Annotated in this window: 17 protein-coding genes; 13 read left to right on the top strand and 4 right to left on the bottom strand. The window is 53.6% G+C overall.

Annotated features, from left to right (window positions below):
• Nucleotides 1–92: 92 nt before the first annotated feature.
• Entirely contained in the window at nucleotides 93–1,157 is a 1,065-nt protein-coding gene (gene ulaG / locus AAIR21_RS15775) for an L-ascorbate 6-phosphate lactonase (protein ID WP_020882936.1), read from the bottom strand.
• A 358-nt stretch (nucleotides 1,158–1,515) separates the two neighbouring features.
• On the opposite strand from ulaG, the gene ulaA reads away from it, so the two are divergent.
• Genes ulaA through AAIR21_RS15805 form a run of 6 tightly spaced genes read left to right on the top strand, consistent with a single transcriptional unit; the run spans nucleotide 1,516 to nucleotide 5,924 of the window.
• Nucleotides 1,516–2,916, top strand: a complete 1,401-nt coding sequence (gene ulaA, locus AAIR21_RS15780) for a PTS ascorbate transporter subunit IIC (RefSeq protein ID WP_020882935.1) — start codon at nucleotides 1,516–1,518, stop codon at nucleotides 2,914–2,916.
• Nucleotides 2,917–2,928: 12 nt separating this feature from the next.
• Nucleotides 2,929–3,234: a PTS ascorbate transporter subunit IIB gene (gene ulaB / locus AAIR21_RS15785; protein ID WP_014168329.1), complete on the top strand. Its 306-nt coding sequence runs from the start codon at nucleotides 2,929–2,931 to the stop codon at nucleotides 3,232–3,234.
• Between the two features lie 9 nt (nucleotides 3,235–3,243).
• Nucleotides 3,244–3,711: a PTS ascorbate transporter subunit IIA gene (gene ulaC, locus AAIR21_RS15790; protein ID WP_014168330.1), complete on the top strand. Its 468-nt coding sequence runs from the start codon at nucleotides 3,244–3,246 to the stop codon at nucleotides 3,709–3,711.
• Nucleotides 3,712–3,724: 13 nt separating this feature from the next.
• Nucleotides 3,725–4,375: a 3-keto-L-gulonate-6-phosphate decarboxylase UlaD gene (gene ulaD, locus AAIR21_RS15795; RefSeq protein ID WP_008502901.1), complete on the top strand. Its 651-nt coding sequence runs from the start codon at nucleotides 3,725–3,727 to the stop codon at nucleotides 4,373–4,375.
• Between the two features lie 9 nt (nucleotides 4,376–4,384).
• A complete protein-coding gene (locus AAIR21_RS15800) occupies nucleotides 4,385–5,245 on the top strand; it encodes an L-ribulose-5-phosphate 3-epimerase (protein ID WP_025206246.1) in 861 nt (286 codons plus the stop codon).
• Nucleotides 5,238–5,924 carry an L-ribulose-5-phosphate 4-epimerase gene (locus tag AAIR21_RS15805; RefSeq protein WP_183516819.1) on the top strand — a complete coding sequence of 229 codons (687 nt, stop codon included), beginning with the start codon at nucleotides 5,238–5,240 and terminating at the stop codon, nucleotides 5,922–5,924. The genes AAIR21_RS15800 and AAIR21_RS15805 overlap by 8 nt, the downstream gene beginning before the upstream one ends.
• Nucleotides 5,925–6,066: 142 nt before the next feature.
• On the opposite strand, the gene yjfY is transcribed toward AAIR21_RS15805, so the two are convergent.
• Entirely contained in the window at nucleotides 6,067–6,342 is a 276-nt protein-coding gene (yjfY, locus tag AAIR21_RS15810) for a DUF1471 family protein YjfY (RefSeq protein WP_020882932.1), read from the bottom strand.
• Nucleotides 6,343–6,683: 341 nt separating this feature from the next.
• On the opposite strand from yjfY, the gene rpsF reads away from it, so the two are divergent.
• The 5 genes from rpsF to AAIR21_RS15835 all read left to right on the top strand — a co-directional run bounded on the left by rpsF (nucleotide 6,684) and on the right by AAIR21_RS15835 (nucleotide 9,203).
• On the top strand, nucleotides 6,684–7,079 hold the full coding sequence (gene rpsF / locus AAIR21_RS15815) for a 30S ribosomal protein S6 (protein WP_014068637.1): 396 nt from the start codon (nucleotides 6,684–6,686) through the stop codon (nucleotides 7,077–7,079).
• Between the two features lie 6 nt (nucleotides 7,080–7,085).
• Nucleotides 7,086–7,400, top strand: coding sequence for a primosomal replication protein N (priB, locus tag AAIR21_RS15820; protein ID WP_003856035.1), 315 nt, complete (start codon nucleotides 7,086–7,088; stop codon nucleotides 7,398–7,400).
• A gap of 4 nt (nucleotides 7,401–7,404) precedes the next feature.
• Nucleotides 7,405–7,632 (top strand): 30S ribosomal protein S18, encoded by a 228-nt coding sequence (rpsR, locus tag AAIR21_RS15825; protein ID WP_000135199.1) that lies wholly within the window; start codon nucleotides 7,405–7,407, stop codon nucleotides 7,630–7,632.
• A 41-nt stretch (nucleotides 7,633–7,673) separates the two neighbouring features.
• Nucleotides 7,674–8,123 carry a 50S ribosomal protein L9 gene (gene rplI / locus AAIR21_RS15830; protein WP_014168334.1) on the top strand — a complete coding sequence of 150 codons (450 nt, stop codon included), beginning with the start codon at nucleotides 7,674–7,676 and terminating at the stop codon, nucleotides 8,121–8,123.
• Nucleotides 8,124–8,273: 150 nt separating this feature from the next.
• Nucleotides 8,274–9,203 (top strand): DMT family transporter, encoded by a 930-nt coding sequence (locus tag AAIR21_RS15835; RefSeq protein ID WP_183516818.1) that lies wholly within the window; start codon nucleotides 8,274–8,276, stop codon nucleotides 9,201–9,203.
• A gap of 45 nt (nucleotides 9,204–9,248) precedes the next feature.
• Here AAIR21_RS15835 and AAIR21_RS15840 read toward each other — a convergent pair whose 3' ends face one another.
• The gene (locus tag AAIR21_RS15840; protein ID WP_032679427.1) at nucleotides 9,249–9,893 is read right to left on the bottom strand and encodes an OapA family protein; all 645 of its coding nucleotides are present in this window, start codon (nucleotides 9,891–9,893) and stop codon (nucleotides 9,249–9,251) included.
• Nucleotides 9,894–10,126: 233 nt separating this feature from the next.
• Here AAIR21_RS15840 and fklB point away from each other — a divergent pair, with 233 nt between their 5' ends.
• Both fklB and cycA read left to right on the top strand, forming a co-directional pair.
• Nucleotides 10,127–10,747, top strand: coding sequence for an FKBP-type peptidyl-prolyl cis-trans isomerase (fklB, locus tag AAIR21_RS15845; protein WP_025205816.1), 621 nt, complete (start codon nucleotides 10,127–10,129; stop codon nucleotides 10,745–10,747).
• Between the two features lie 313 nt (nucleotides 10,748–11,060).
• Nucleotides 11,061–12,470: a D-serine/D-alanine/glycine transporter gene (cycA, locus tag AAIR21_RS15850; protein WP_014168338.1), complete on the top strand. Its 1,410-nt coding sequence runs from the start codon at nucleotides 11,061–11,063 to the stop codon at nucleotides 12,468–12,470.
• Between the two features lie 65 nt (nucleotides 12,471–12,535).
• On the opposite strand, the gene ytfE is transcribed toward cycA, so the two are convergent.
• Nucleotides 12,536–13,198, bottom strand: a complete 663-nt coding sequence (ytfE, locus tag AAIR21_RS15855) for an iron-sulfur cluster repair protein YtfE (protein ID WP_121340002.1) — start codon at nucleotides 13,196–13,198, stop codon at nucleotides 12,536–12,538.
• Between the last annotated feature and the right edge of the window lie 25 nt (nucleotides 13,199–13,223).

Genomic DNA, 13,223 nt, shown 5'->3' on the forward strand with positions numbered 1-13,223 from the left:
TGATTTTAAAAGATGATATTTGAAATAGCGTGAAATTACTAAAAGAAATATGAAACCGCCAGACACACGGGTCTGGCGATGGGCCTTAATAATCAGAGGAATGACTTGAACGGGAGGTCTGGCTCAAGAGTAAAGCAATCATCAAAGCCACGTGGGTAGTGATACTCGAGATTGTCTTTGTCCAGCGGCCAGGTGAACTTGCCTCCCACCTGCCAGATGAACGGCTTAAAGCCATACTTCAGGCGGTCTTTTTTCATTTCCCACAGTACGCGTATCTCCTGCGGGTCGGCCTGGAAGTTCGACCAGATATCGTGGTGGAAAGGGATCACTACTTTGGTGTTCAGCGCTTCCGCCATGCGCAGCATATCGGCGCTGGTCATTTTGTCTGTAATGCCGCGTGGGTTCTCCCCGTATGAGCCGAGCGCCACATCAATCTGATGCTCATTGCCGTGCTTTGCATAGTAGTTTGAGTAGTGAGAGTCACCGCTGTGGTACAGGGAACCGCCGGGCGTTTTAAACAGGTAGTTCACCGCACGTTCGTCCATACCGTCTGGCAGTACGCCTGCGGCTTTCTGATCGGCCGGAAGGGTAATCAGTGCAGTGCGGTCAAAGGCATCCAGCGCGTGGATCTCAACGTCTTTAATTTTGACCACATCGCCTGGTTTCATGACGATGCAGCGCTCTTTCGGTACGCCCCAGCCGATCCATAAATCCACGCAGGTTTGCGGCCCGATGAACGGTACGTCATCGGCACAGTTTTGCATGACCGCTGCCGCCACGTTGACATCAATATGATCGTTATGATCGTGCGTAGAGAGAACGGCATCGATCTGGCGAATGGCGAACGGATCAAGAACAAACGGTGTGGTACGCAGGTTTGGCTGAAGTTTTTCCACGCCCGCCATGCGTTGCATCTGATGGCCTTTTTTCATCAGCGGGTTACCGTGACTCTGTTTGCCGGTGCCGCACCAGAAATCGACGCAAATATTCGCGCCACCTTCTGATTTCAGCCAGATCCCCGTGCACCCCAGCCACCACATTGCAAAGGTACCAGGAGCAACCTGTTCCTGCTCAATCTCTTCATTCAGCCAGCTACCCCATTCCGGGAAAGTGCTCAGAATCCATGATTCACGGGTAATGGTGTTCACTTTACTCATCGTTCTGACTCCTGGTTTAATCAAAAGTAATCAAATGGTGATTTGTTGTGATTAATTCTGGCACCATTTCACGCGCATTGCAACGATCAAAATGTGTAATTTTATCTGCCTGACGTCACGGACGCTCTTCTCGCTTCTTGTTATCTTTTACCGTATTAATCATTAATTGCATGAATTATATGGAAATAATTCTATGTGGCATGCCGAAGTGAAAATCATTACTAACACCAGGGAAATAATTTGCGTGATGCGTCACAAATAATCAGATTTAATCTTGTGATGATTATTTGTGATTAATAGAGTGTTGTCACCAACCGCACAGGGATTGCCCCTCGTGTTCTCATTTCTGGAGAGAGTTATGGAGATCCTCTACAACGTCTTTACCGTGTTCTTTAATCAGGTAATGACTAATGCCCCGCTGTTGTTGGGCATCGTGACGTGCCTTGGCTATATCCTGCTGCGTAAAAGCGTCAGCGTTATTATTAAAGGCACCATTAAAACCATCATCGGTTTCATGCTGTTGCAGGCGGGTTCAGGCATTTTGACCGGCACCTTCAAGCCGGTAGTGGCCAAAATGTCGGAAGTCTATGGCATCAACGGCGCCATCTCTGACACCTACGCCTCGATGATGGCCACCATCGATCGCATGGGCGATGCCTACAGCTGGGTAGGGTATGCGGTCCTGCTCGCGCTGGCGCTGAACATCATTTACGTTCTGTTGCGCCGCATTACCGGTATTCGCACCATCATGCTGACTGGCCATATCATGTTCCAGCAGGCAGGGCTGATTGCGGTTTCCTTCTTTATCTTTGGCTACCCAATGTGGACGACCATTATCTGCACCGCGGTGCTGGTCTCGCTCTACTGGGGTATCACCTCCAACATGATGTACAAGCCCACGCAGGACGTCACCGACGGTTGCGGCTTCTCCATCGGCCACCAGCAGCAGTTTGCCTCCTGGATTGCCTATAAAGTCGCGCCGTATCTGGGCAAAAAAGAAGAGAGCGTCGAAGATCTTAAACTGCCGGGCTGGCTGAATATTTTCCACGACAATATCGTTTCTACGGCGATTGTGATGACCCTCTTCTTCGGTGCCATTCTGCTCTCCTTTGGCATTGACGTCGTACAGGCGATGGCGGGTAAAACCCACTGGACTGTCTATATCCTGCAAACAGGTTTCTCTTTCGCGGTGGCGATTTTCATTATCACCCAGGGCGTGCGTATGTTCGTTGCCGAGCTGTCCGAAGCCTTCAACGGTATCTCTCAGCGTCTGATTCCCGGTGCGGTACTGGCGATTGACTGCGCGGCTATCTACAGCTTCGCGCCAAACGCGGTGGTCTGGGGCTTCATGTGGGGCACCATCGGCCAGCTGATTGCGGTGGGTATCCTGGTGGGCTGCGGCTCTTCCATTCTGATCATTCCTGGCTTTATCCCGATGTTCTTCTCCAACGCCACCATCGGCGTCTTTGCGAACCACTTTGGTGGCTGGCGCGCGGCGCTCAAGATCTGCCTGGTGATGGGGATGGTGGAAATCTTCGGGTGTGTGTGGGCGGTCAAGCTCACCGGTATGAGCGCCTGGATGGGCATGGCCGACTGGTCAATTCTGGCACCACCGATGATGCAGGGCTTCGCCTCCGTTGGCCTGATCTTTATGGCTGTCATCATCCTCATTGCTCTGGCTTATATGTTCTTCGCTGGTCGCACTCTGCGGGCTGAAGAAGATGCAGAAAAACAAACAGCAGAAGTTTCTGCTCATTAAGGAGTTTCGATTATGACCGTACGTATCCTGGCTGTGTGTGGCAATGGGCAAGGGAGTTCCATGATCATGAAGATGAAAGTGGACCAGTTTTTAACCCAGTCAAACATCGACCACACGGTGAACAGCTGCGCAGTGGGCGAATACAAAAGTGAACTGAACGGCGCGGACATCATCATCGCCTCTACCCACATCGCCGGTGAGATCACCGTGACAGGCAACAAATATGTGGTAGGCGTGCGCAACATGCTGTCGCCAGCCGACTTTGGGCCAAAGCTGCTGGAAGTGATCAACGCGCATTTCCCACAAGATGTGAAGTAAGGACGCAACATGAAACTACGTGATTCGCTGGCAGAGAACAGCTCCATCCTTTTACAGGCCGACGCCAGCACCTGGCAGGAGGCGGTGAAACTTAGCGTAGATCTGCTGGTAAAAGCCGATGTTGTCGAGCCGCGTTATTACCAGGCCATTCTGGATGGCGTTGCAGAGCACGGCCCTTACTTCGTGATTGCACCAGGGCTGGCGATGCCGCATGGCCGCCCGGAAGAGGGTGTTAAAAAAACCGGCTTTGCGCTGGTTACGCTGAAAACACCACTGGCTTTCAACCACGAAGATAACGACCCGGTCGACATCCTCATCACCATGGCGGCTGTTGATGCCAACACCCACCAGGAGGTGGGCATTATGCAGATCGTGAATCTGTTTGATGATGAGGCCAACTTCGACCGTTTACGCGCCTGCCGCACCGAGCAGGATGTGCTGGATTTAATTGATAACGCCACTGCGGCGGCAGTTTAAGAGGGAATTGAAAATGTCATTACCAATGTTGCAGGTCGCGCTGGATAACCAGACGCTGTCTCACGCTTACGAAACCACCCGCCTGATTGCGGAAGAAGTGGACATCATTGAAGTCGGTACCATTCTATGCGTGGGCGAAGGCGTTCGCGCCGTCCGCGACCTGAAGGCGCTGTATCCGCATAAAATCGTGCTGGCGGATGCCAAGATTGCCGATGCGGGCAAAATTCTTTCCCGTATGTGTTTTGAAGCCAATGCCGACTGGGTCACCGTTATTTGCTGTGCGGATATCAACACGGCTAAAGGTGCGCTGGATGTGGCAAAAGAGTTCAACGGTGATGTGCAGATTGAGCTGACCGGGTTCTGGACCTGGGAGCAGGCGCAGGAGTGGCGTGACGCGGGCATTCAACAGGTGGTTTATCACCGCAGCCGTGATGCGCAGGCCGCTGGGGTAGCGTGGGGGGAAGCGGATATCAGCGCGATTAAGCGTCTGGCCGATATGGGCTTCAAAGTGACCGTGACCGGAGGCCTGGCGCTGGAAGATCTGCCGCTGTTCAAAGGTATCCCAATTCATGTCTTTATCGCAGGCCGTAGCATCCGTGATGCCGCCTCTCCGGTAGAAGCCGCGCGTCAGTTCAAACGCTCAATCGCTCAGCTTTGGGGCTAAGGAGCGGGTATGTTGTCTAAACAAGTCCCGCTCGGCATCTATGAAAAGGCACTCCCTGCGGGGGAGTGCTGGCTGGAGCGGCTGCAACTGGCGAAGCAACTGGGCTTCGATTTTGTCGAAATGTCAGTGGATGAGACGGACGAACGCCTGTCTCGCCTGGACTGGAGCCGCGAACAGCGTCTGGCACTGGTAAGCGCCATCGCTGAAACGGGGGTACGTGTGCCTTCCCTGTGCCTCAGCGCCCACCGTCGTTTTCCGCTTGGCAGTGAAGATGATGCTGTGCGTGCTCAGGGGCTGGAGATCATGCGTAAAGCCATTCGCTTTGCCCAGGATGTCGGCATCCGTGTGATCCAACTGGCGGGGTATGACGTTTACTATCAGGACGCCAACAATGAAACGCGCCGTCGTTTTCGTGACGGCCTGAAAGAGAGCGTCGACATGGCAAGCCGTGCTCAGGTGACGCTGGCGATGGAGATCATGGATTATCCGTTAATGAACTCCATCAGCAAGGCGCTGGGTTACGCGCACTACCTGAATAATCCGTGGTTCCAGCTCTACCCTGATATCGGCAATCTGTCAGCCTGGGATAACGACGTGCAGATGGAACTGCAGGCGGGTATTGGCCATATCGTGGCGGTTCATGTCAAAGATACCCGGCCTGGTGTATTCAAAAATGTTCCGTTCGGCACCGGGGTGGTGGATTTCGAACGGTGCTTCCAGACGCTCAAACAGACAGGGTATTGCGGGCCTTATCTGATTGAGATGTGGAGTGAAACGTCGGACGACCCGGCAGCCGAAGTGGCGAAGGCGCGGGACTGGGTCCGTGAACGTATGGCGCGGGCTGGGTTGCTGGAGGCTGAGCATGCATAAGCTTAAGCAGCAGGTCTTTGAGGCCAATATGGATCTACCTCGCCACGGTCTGGTGACGTTTACCTGGGGTAACGTCAGCGCCATTGACCGTGAGCAGGGGCGGGTCGTGATTAAGCCCAGCGGTGTGCCCTATGAGTCCATGACCGCCGACGACATGGTGGTTGTGGATCTCCATGGCAACGTGGTTGACGGAAAGTGGCGGCCTTCTTCTGATACCGCCACCCATCTGGCACTGTATCAGCGTTATTCCTCCCTGGGCGGCGTTGTGCATACACACTCGATCCATGCCACGGCCTGGGCGCAGGCAGGGCTGCCCATTCCGGCTCTTGGCACCACGCATGCAGACTACTTCTTTGGCGATATTCCCTGCACGCGGGCATTAACGCAGGCCGAAGTGGAAGGGGAGTATGAACTCAACACCGGTCGCGTCATTATCGACACGCTGGCTGAGCGTGAGCCGCTGCATACACCGGGTATTGTGGTGTATCAGCACGGTCCATTCTCGTGGGGAAAAGACGCTCACGATGCCGTGCATAACGCGGTGGTGATGGAGGAAGTGGCGCGAATGGCGTGGATCGCCCGCGGCATCAATCCGCAGCTTCGGGGCATTGATGATTACCTTATGAATAAACATTTCATGCGTAAACATGGGCCCAACGCCTATTACGGGCAGAAGTGAATAAGTGCTCTGGAATACCGAAAAACAGTTGTAACCGGTGGTATTTCAGAGCCATTAGCAAAAAAAAAGCCCCCGGGCAGGGGGCAAGTTAAACTATGGCTATGTTCTCTTTGTTGGCTTTCCTGGTGCTAGCGTTAAAGCGTTATCGGTAGATATCTGCACTGGCGTGCATATTGCCGTTGCTGCCGGGCTCACGCATCAGTATGACGTGATAATATTGTGCATCCTGAGCATCGGTCTCTTGATTGAGTGCCTGATCTGCTTCACTTTCAGTGGCGAAATTATGATTGATGTAGATTACGCCTAAGCTTTGCACATCATCCATGTTTTGGGCCTGCCGGCCGTCTATCTTGATGGCTGCCATCGCGTTTGCACTGAGCAAAAGTGCAGCCATTACGGCAAATGCGATTTTTTTCATGATATGCGCTCCACGACTGCGTGCTGTGAAAGGGGGTGTTGCTCTCCTTTTATAAATAAGGTCTCTGATTAAAGTGTAATCACTTATCCGGCGGGGATGCGTGACCATTTCTGATGCTGTTGTTCAAAAAAACAACGCTTCCTGATGTGATTAATTTTAAATCACCCACTTAGACCAGCTTTACGCTTTGTGCGAATTATTTGTGCAATCAGCTTGAGTTTCGAGGGGCGCGCAAGTATTATGACGCGTCAATTTTTCAGCCGACCTTTAACACGTTCCTTGCCTCCCCGGGCCTCGGCTGACCCAGACAGGAGGCTGAATAATCCGTAAGGAGCAATTCGATGCGTCATTACGAAATCGTTTTTATGGTCCATCCTGACCAGAGCGAACAGGTTCCGGGCATGATCGAGCGCTACTCTGCTGCCATCACTGGTGCAGAAGGTACGATCCACCGTCTGGAAGACTGGGGCCGCCGTCAGCTGGCTTACCCGATCAACAAACTGCACAAAGCACACTACGTTCTGATGAACGTTGAAGCGCCGCAGGAAGTGATCGATGAGCTGGAAACTACCTTCCGCTTCAACGATGCCGTTATCCGCAGCATGGTTATGCGTACCAAAAACGCAGTGACCGAAGCATCTCCGATGGTTAAAGCGAAAGACGAGCGCCGTGAGCGTCGCGATGATTTCGCAAACGAAACCGCAGATGATTCTGATGCTGGGGATTCTGAAGAGTAATTTCTGATGACCAACCGTCTGGTGTTGTCCGGTACCGTGTGCAGGACCCCCCTTCGTAAGGTCAGTCCATCAGGAATTCCGCATTGCCAGTTCGTGCTTGAGCATCGTTCTGTGCAAGAGGAAGCCGGCTTTCACCGGCAGGCGTGGTGCCAAATGCCCGTTATTATTAGCGGACACGAAAACCAGGCCATTACTCACAGTTTAACGGTCGGTAGCGCAGTAATCGTTCAGGGGTTCATTTCTTGCCACAAGGCAAAGAACGGCCTGAGCAAAATGGTTCTGCATGCCGAGCAGATTGATTTGATAGATTCTGGAGACTAGCCATATGGCACGTTATTTCCGTCGTCGCAAGTTCTGCCGTTTCACCGCGGAAGGCGTTCAAGAGATCGACTATAAAGATATCGCAACGCTGAAAAACTACATCACCGAAAGCGGTAAGATTGTCCCAAGCCGTATCACCGGTACTCGTGCAAAATACCAGCGTCAGCTGGCTCGCGCTATCAAACGCGCTCGCTACCTGTCCCTGCTGCCGTACACTGATCGTCATCAGTAATCGGGCACGGTCCATTAATACGACTTTAAGAGGATAAGGTAATGCAAGTTATTCTGCTTGATAAAGTAGCAAACCTGGGCAGCCTGGGTGATCAGGTAAACGTTAAAGCGGGCTACGCTCGTAACTTCCTGGTTCCACAGGGTAAAGCTGTTCCAGCTACCAAGAAAAACGTAGAGTTTTTCGAAGCACGTCGCGCTGAACTGGAAGCCAAACTGGCTGACGTTCTGGCGGCTGCTAATGCTCGCGCTGAGTCAATCAACGCACTGGGCACTGTTACCATCGTTTCCAAAGCTGGCGACGAAGGTAAACTGTTCGGTTCCATCGGTACCCGCGATATCGCTGATGCAGTAACTGCAGCTGGCGTTAAAGTGGCTAAGAGCGAAGTTCGTCTGCCGAACGGTGTTCTGCGTACCACTGGTGAGCACGAAGTGGACTTCCAGGTTCACAGCGAAGTGTTCGCTAAACTGGTTGTTAACGTTGTAGCTGAGTAATTTTACTCTGCTCACGTCGAAGCGCCGGCCTTGTGCCGGCGTTTTGCTTTTTTAAGGGACCAGACTCGCGCTTTAGTGCTTGTAGGGTCGCTATTCCTGGCGCATTCTCTGATAATAAAATGAAACGCAATTTTATTTATGAGATTCGACATGGAAACCGCTCTGCCCACGCCCGTATTTGCCCGTCGAAAGGTGGCCTATGCCTGCGCCATGCTCTGCTGTCTGCTTTGGGGTAGCTCTTACCCGGCCATAAAAAGCGGCTATGAACTCTTCCAGATTGCCACCGATGATATTCCCTCAAAGGTTGTGTTCGCCGGTTACCGTTTTCTGTTTGCGGGTGTGCTGCTGCTTCTCTTTGCATTAGCACAGCGCAAGCCCATCGGCAGGTTCACGCCCGGGCAGTTTGGGCAATTGACCGTCCTGGGGCTGACGCAGACGAGCATTCAGTACACCTTCTTTTATATCGGACTGGCCTACACGACAGGCGTGAACGGCTCGATCATGAACGCCACCGGCACTTTCTTCAGCGTGCTGCTGGCGCATTTCATCTACCACAACGACAAGCTCAGCTATAACAAAACGCTTGGCTGTATTTTGGGCTTTGCCGGAGTGATGCTGGTTAACTTCCACGGCGGGTTAAGCGAATTCAGCTTCGTCTGGAAGGGAGACGGGTTTGTGGTGCTGGCAGCCTTTATCCTTTCTGCCGCCACGCTTTACGGAAAACGCATCTCCCAGACCGTCGACCCGACAGTAATGACCGGCTGGCAGCTGGCTATCGGCGGCGCGGCGCTGGTGGCGGGTGGCTATCTCACGGGAGGGACGCTGGAAGTGCATAGCATGACGGCCGTCGCGGTGCTGGGGTATCTGACGTTACTCTCTTCGGTAGCGTTCGCCCTCTGGAGCGCGCTGCTGAAAGTGAACCGCGTAAGTATGATTGCCCCGTTCAACTTTGTGATCCCCGTTGCCGGGACGGTGCTGTCCGCCATTTTCCTCGGTGAAAACATTCTGGACATCAAATATGCGATTGCGCTGGTGCTGGTCTGCTCGGGGATCTGGTGGGTCAATAAGCGGAGTCACTAAGAAGGGCATTGCCGGGGGGCTGGCTCGCCTTACCCGGCCGGAACATTAACGTGCTCTGATAAAACTGCCGTCAGGCTGGCGGGTAAACAGCACCTGCTGGCCATTTCCCGTATCAATCGTGAGCCCGGTGACGACACCGCTGGCATTCTGACGTATCTGCACCAGCTGGCCGTTCTGCAAATTACTGAGCGGCTTGCCCGCGCCTTCCACCTGCGCCATGGCATACACATCGGTTGGCGGCAGATTGTGGTCGCGGAACAGCTGCGCAAGGGTTTTACCCGGCTCTACGCGATAGGAACGCCACTGCTGCTCAATGCCGGTTGGCTGCTGAGCCTGTGGCTCTGCCGGGGCCGCGGCCTGTTCCTGTGGCTGTTCATCCTGAATGGGTTCCGGTTCAACAGGCGCAACCTGTCCCGGATCGTTCGTCGGGGTGACCAGTTGCGTCTGCACAGGCTGTGTGTCCGGCTGCGGTCGCGTTTGCGACTGAATATCCAGCTGGGCATTGCGGGTCACCGTCGCGGTGTCGGCGTCATCGCCACCGGAAGGAAGCAGGAAACCCACGATCACCATCAGCGCGCCAATGATGATCCCTCTGCGATGCAGAGGCGGCAGCGGGTCCATGATGCGAAAATTGTCCGGCGCCTGCCAGATTTTCGCCAGGGTAGGTTTCAGTTCAAATCGCCCGGGCATGGCTCTCCTCCTGCTCCGCGTCTTTTTTATCCTGTGCTCCGAAGTATAGTTTGCTAACTGCCTGAACGGCGTAGCAAACCCGACATCCGTGACATTCGTTCGGGATTAATCCTGGTTCTCTCTATTGTTTCTGTTTCGTCGCGGTTTGTCACCTTAACTTCAGACAAAGTTTTACCCATAAGGGCATGGCTGATATGCTGCCCGCTACTTTAAATGTGATGGAAGGAAAACCCATGACCACCCCGACTTTTGACACTATCGAAGCGCAGGCAAGTTACGGTATCGGCTTGCAGGTAGGACAGCAGCTGAGCGAATCCGGCCTGGAAGGTCTGTTACCCGAAGCGCTGGTGGCGGGTATCGCTGATGCGCTGGAAGGCAACAACCCGGCAGTTCCGGTTGATGTTGTGCACCGTGCGCTGCGTGAAATCCACGAACGTGCTGACGCCGTGCGTCGCGCGCGTTTCGAAGAGATGGCTGCAGAAGGCGTGAAATATCTGGAAGAGAACCGTGAGCGTGAAGGCGTGAACAGCACCGAGTCTGGCCTGCAGTTCCGCGTGATCAACCAGGGCGACGGTGCAATCCCGGCGCGTACTGACCACGTTCGCGTGCACTACACCGGTAAACTGATCGACGGTACGGTGTTCGACAGCTCTGTAGCACGTGGCGAACCGGCTGAATTCCCGGTTAACGGCGTTATCGCGGGCTGGATCGAAGCGCTGACCCTGATGCCAGTGGGTTCCAAATGGGAACTGACTATCCCGCACAACCTGGCGTACGGCGAGCGTGGCGCTGGTGCGTCCATCCCGCCATTCAGCACCCTGGTGTTTGAAGTCGAGCTGCTGGAAATTCTGTAATCAGCTTTTCTTATTTCCTCTCTCCTTCGGGGGAGAGGAATATAGTGATAAAACCTATAGTTACGACGGAATCAACATTTTATCTTGCAAACGAAACTGTTGCGTGTATTTTTGTGAGCTGTTTCGCGTTGTATGAGTGATATGACACTCACTTTAAACATATTATTAACATAATATCCAAATCATAGTATTCATCCCGCCGATTCTTACCTAATATCGATGAGTCCTTTCATGGGGACCGTTATTTTTTTGACGTATTTAAAGGCCAGAAGAGCCTTAACAACACAGACAGGCATAAACAGGAAAATATCACATGGTAGATCAGGTTAAAGTCGTCGCCGACGAAGAGGCGTCGTCTGAACAGTCGCTACGGCGCAATCTCACAAACCGTCATATTCAGCTCATTGCCATCGGGGGTGCCATCGGTACCGGGCTGTTTATGGGGTCAGGTAAAACCATCAGTCTTGCCGGGCCGTCGATCATTTTCGTTTATATGATCATCGGTTTTATGCTCTTCTTCGTGATGCGTGCAATGGGTGAATTGCTGCTCTCGAACCTCGAATACAAATCCTTTAGCGATTTCGCTTCCGACCTGCTTGGCCCCTGGGCGGGCTACTTCACCGGCTGGACCTACTGGTTCTGCTGGGTGGTGACCGGCATGGCGGATGTGGTCGCCATCACGGCCTACGCGCAGTTCTGGTTCCCTGGGTTATCGGACTGGGTGGCCTCGCTGGCGGTGATTGTTCTGCTGCTGAGCCTTAACCTCGCCACCGTTAAAATGTTCGGTGAGATGGAGTTCTGGTTTGCGATGATCAAAATCGTGGCGATTATCGCCCTGATTGTTGTCGGCCTGGTGATGGTACTGACGCACTTCCAGTCTCCAACCGGCGTTCAGGCTTCGTTCGCGCATCTGTGGAATGACGGCGGCTGGTTCCCGAAAGGCATCAGCGGCTTCTTTGCCGGTTTCCAGATTGCGGTGTTTGCCTTTGTGGGGATTGAGCTGGTCGGTACCACGGCGGCGGAAACTAAAGATCCGGAGAAATCCCTGCCGCGCGCGATTAACTCCATCCCGATTCGTATCATTATGTTCTACGTGTTCGCGCTGATTATCATCATGTCCGTGACGCCGTGGAGCTCCGTTGTACCGACCAAGAGCCCGTTCGTTGAGCTGTTTGTACTGGTTGGATTGCCTGCGGCCGCAAGCCTGATTAACTTCGTGGTGCTGACCTCCGCGGCCTCTTCAGCCAACAGTGGGGTGTTCTCTACCAGCCGTATGCTGTTTGGTCTGGCACAGGAAGGGGTTGCGCCACGCGCGTTTGCCAAACTGTCTAAGCGTGCGGTGCCGGCGAAAGGGCTGACCTTCTCCTGTATCTGCCTGCTGGGCGGTGTGGTGATGCTCTACGTGAACCCGAGTGTGATCGGTGCGTTTACCATGATCACCACGGTCTCTGCGATCCTGTTCATGTTCGTCTGGACCATCATCCTGTGTTCTTACCTGGTGTACCGCAAACAGCGTCCGCACCTGCATGAAAAATCGATCTACAAAATGCCGCTGGGCAAGCTGATGTGCTGGGTGTGCATGGCGTTCTTCGTCTTCGTGCTGGTTCTGCTGACGCTGGAAGACGATACCCGTCAGGCGTTAATCGTCACGCCGCTGTGGTTCATCGCGCTGGGGCTGGGATGGCTATTTATCGGTAAGAAACGTATGGCAGGCATGCGTTAATAAAAAAGGCCACAGATGCTGTGGCCGAATGATAACCTCAGGAAGGCGCTCTCGGGCGCCTTTTTTTATTCACCTGCGAGGGCACGCGGGAACAGGACGTTATTCTCAAGACTGATGTGTTCCATCAGGTCGTCGATCATCTCGTTAATGCCGTTGTACATCGCTTTCCACGTGGTGCACGCCTCTGGTGGCGGTGTAACGTTATGGGTAGTGTGTTTAATCACTTCCAGCAGTTCGCCTGCATCATCATGTTCGCTTTCCATGACGCTGATGGGCCCCATCGCCTGGCTGCCCATACCCTGTTTGATCATCGGGAAGAGGATTTGCTCCTCTTTCATCATGTGGCTGGAAAGCTCTTCGTGAAGCAGGGTCAGGTATTTCGCCAGACCGCGCGGTACGGAAGGTTTGTCGGCGTGAACGCGCTCCACTTTTGTCGCCTGCAGGATCAGTTCAGGCAGCTGTTCACGGTGACGGTCGTGAAAACGCACGATGATATGGTCGATGATGTCGGCAAGGGCTGCAGTGCGCCAGTCTTTCTCAATAGGCTGCTCAGCCAGTTGTGCCAGCTCCGCTTCAATGAACCCCACATCCAGCTCTTTACGCGAGGCGGCACGTGCCAGGGTTTGCTTACCGCCACAGCAGTAATCCATATCGTATTTACGAAACAGCGCGGACGCGCGCGGGATGGAGAGCGCCAGCTCGCCAAGGGGTTGGTCGCGGAAGGCCATAGCAGTTACCTCATCATCAATAATA

Origin of the sequence: Enterobacter sp. PTB, assembly GCF_051130085.1 — a bacterium.
Taxonomy (GTDB): domain Bacteria; phylum Pseudomonadota; class Gammaproteobacteria; order Enterobacterales; family Enterobacteriaceae; genus Enterobacter; species Enterobacter ludwigii.

Bases quoted from the DNA above. Each gene is read 5' to 3' on its own strand.
- ulaG (WP_020882936.1), bottom strand. From the start codon at position 1,157: ATGAGTAAAGTGAACACCATTACCCGTGAATCATGGATTCTGAGCACT.
- ulaA (WP_020882935.1), top strand. From the start codon at position 1,516: ATGGAGATCCTCTACAACGTCTTTACCGTGTTCTTTAATCAGGTAATG.
- ulaB (WP_014168329.1), top strand. From the start codon at position 2,929: ATGACCGTACGTATCCTGGCTGTGTGTGGCAATGGGCAAGGGAGTTCC.
- ulaC (WP_014168330.1), top strand. From the start codon at position 3,244: ATGAAACTACGTGATTCGCTGGCAGAGAACAGCTCCATCCTTTTACAG.
- ulaD (WP_008502901.1), top strand. From the start codon at position 3,725: ATGTCATTACCAATGTTGCAGGTCGCGCTGGATAACCAGACGCTGTCT.
- AAIR21_RS15800 (WP_025206246.1), top strand. From the start codon at position 4,385: ATGTTGTCTAAACAAGTCCCGCTCGGCATCTATGAAAAGGCACTCCCT.
- AAIR21_RS15805 (WP_183516819.1), top strand. From the start codon at position 5,238: ATGCATAAGCTTAAGCAGCAGGTCTTTGAGGCCAATATGGATCTACCT.
- yjfY (WP_020882932.1), bottom strand. From the start codon at position 6,342: ATGAAAAAAATCGCATTTGCCGTAATGGCTGCACTTTTGCTCAGTGCA.
- rpsF (WP_014068637.1), top strand. From the start codon at position 6,684: ATGCGTCATTACGAAATCGTTTTTATGGTCCATCCTGACCAGAGCGAA.
- priB (WP_003856035.1), top strand. From the start codon at position 7,086: ATGACCAACCGTCTGGTGTTGTCCGGTACCGTGTGCAGGACCCCCCTT.
- rpsR (WP_000135199.1), top strand. From the start codon at position 7,405: ATGGCACGTTATTTCCGTCGTCGCAAGTTCTGCCGTTTCACCGCGGAA.
- rplI (WP_014168334.1), top strand. From the start codon at position 7,674: ATGCAAGTTATTCTGCTTGATAAAGTAGCAAACCTGGGCAGCCTGGGT.
- AAIR21_RS15835 (WP_183516818.1), top strand. From the start codon at position 8,274: ATGGAAACCGCTCTGCCCACGCCCGTATTTGCCCGTCGAAAGGTGGCC.
- AAIR21_RS15840 (WP_032679427.1), bottom strand. From the start codon at position 9,893: ATGCCCGGGCGATTTGAACTGAAACCTACCCTGGCGAAAATCTGGCAG.
- fklB (WP_025205816.1), top strand. From the start codon at position 10,127: ATGACCACCCCGACTTTTGACACTATCGAAGCGCAGGCAAGTTACGGT.
- cycA (WP_014168338.1), top strand. From the start codon at position 11,061: ATGGTAGATCAGGTTAAAGTCGTCGCCGACGAAGAGGCGTCGTCTGAA.
- ytfE (WP_121340002.1), bottom strand. From the start codon at position 13,198: ATGGCCTTCCGCGACCAACCCCTTGGCGAGCTGGCGCTCTCCATCCCG.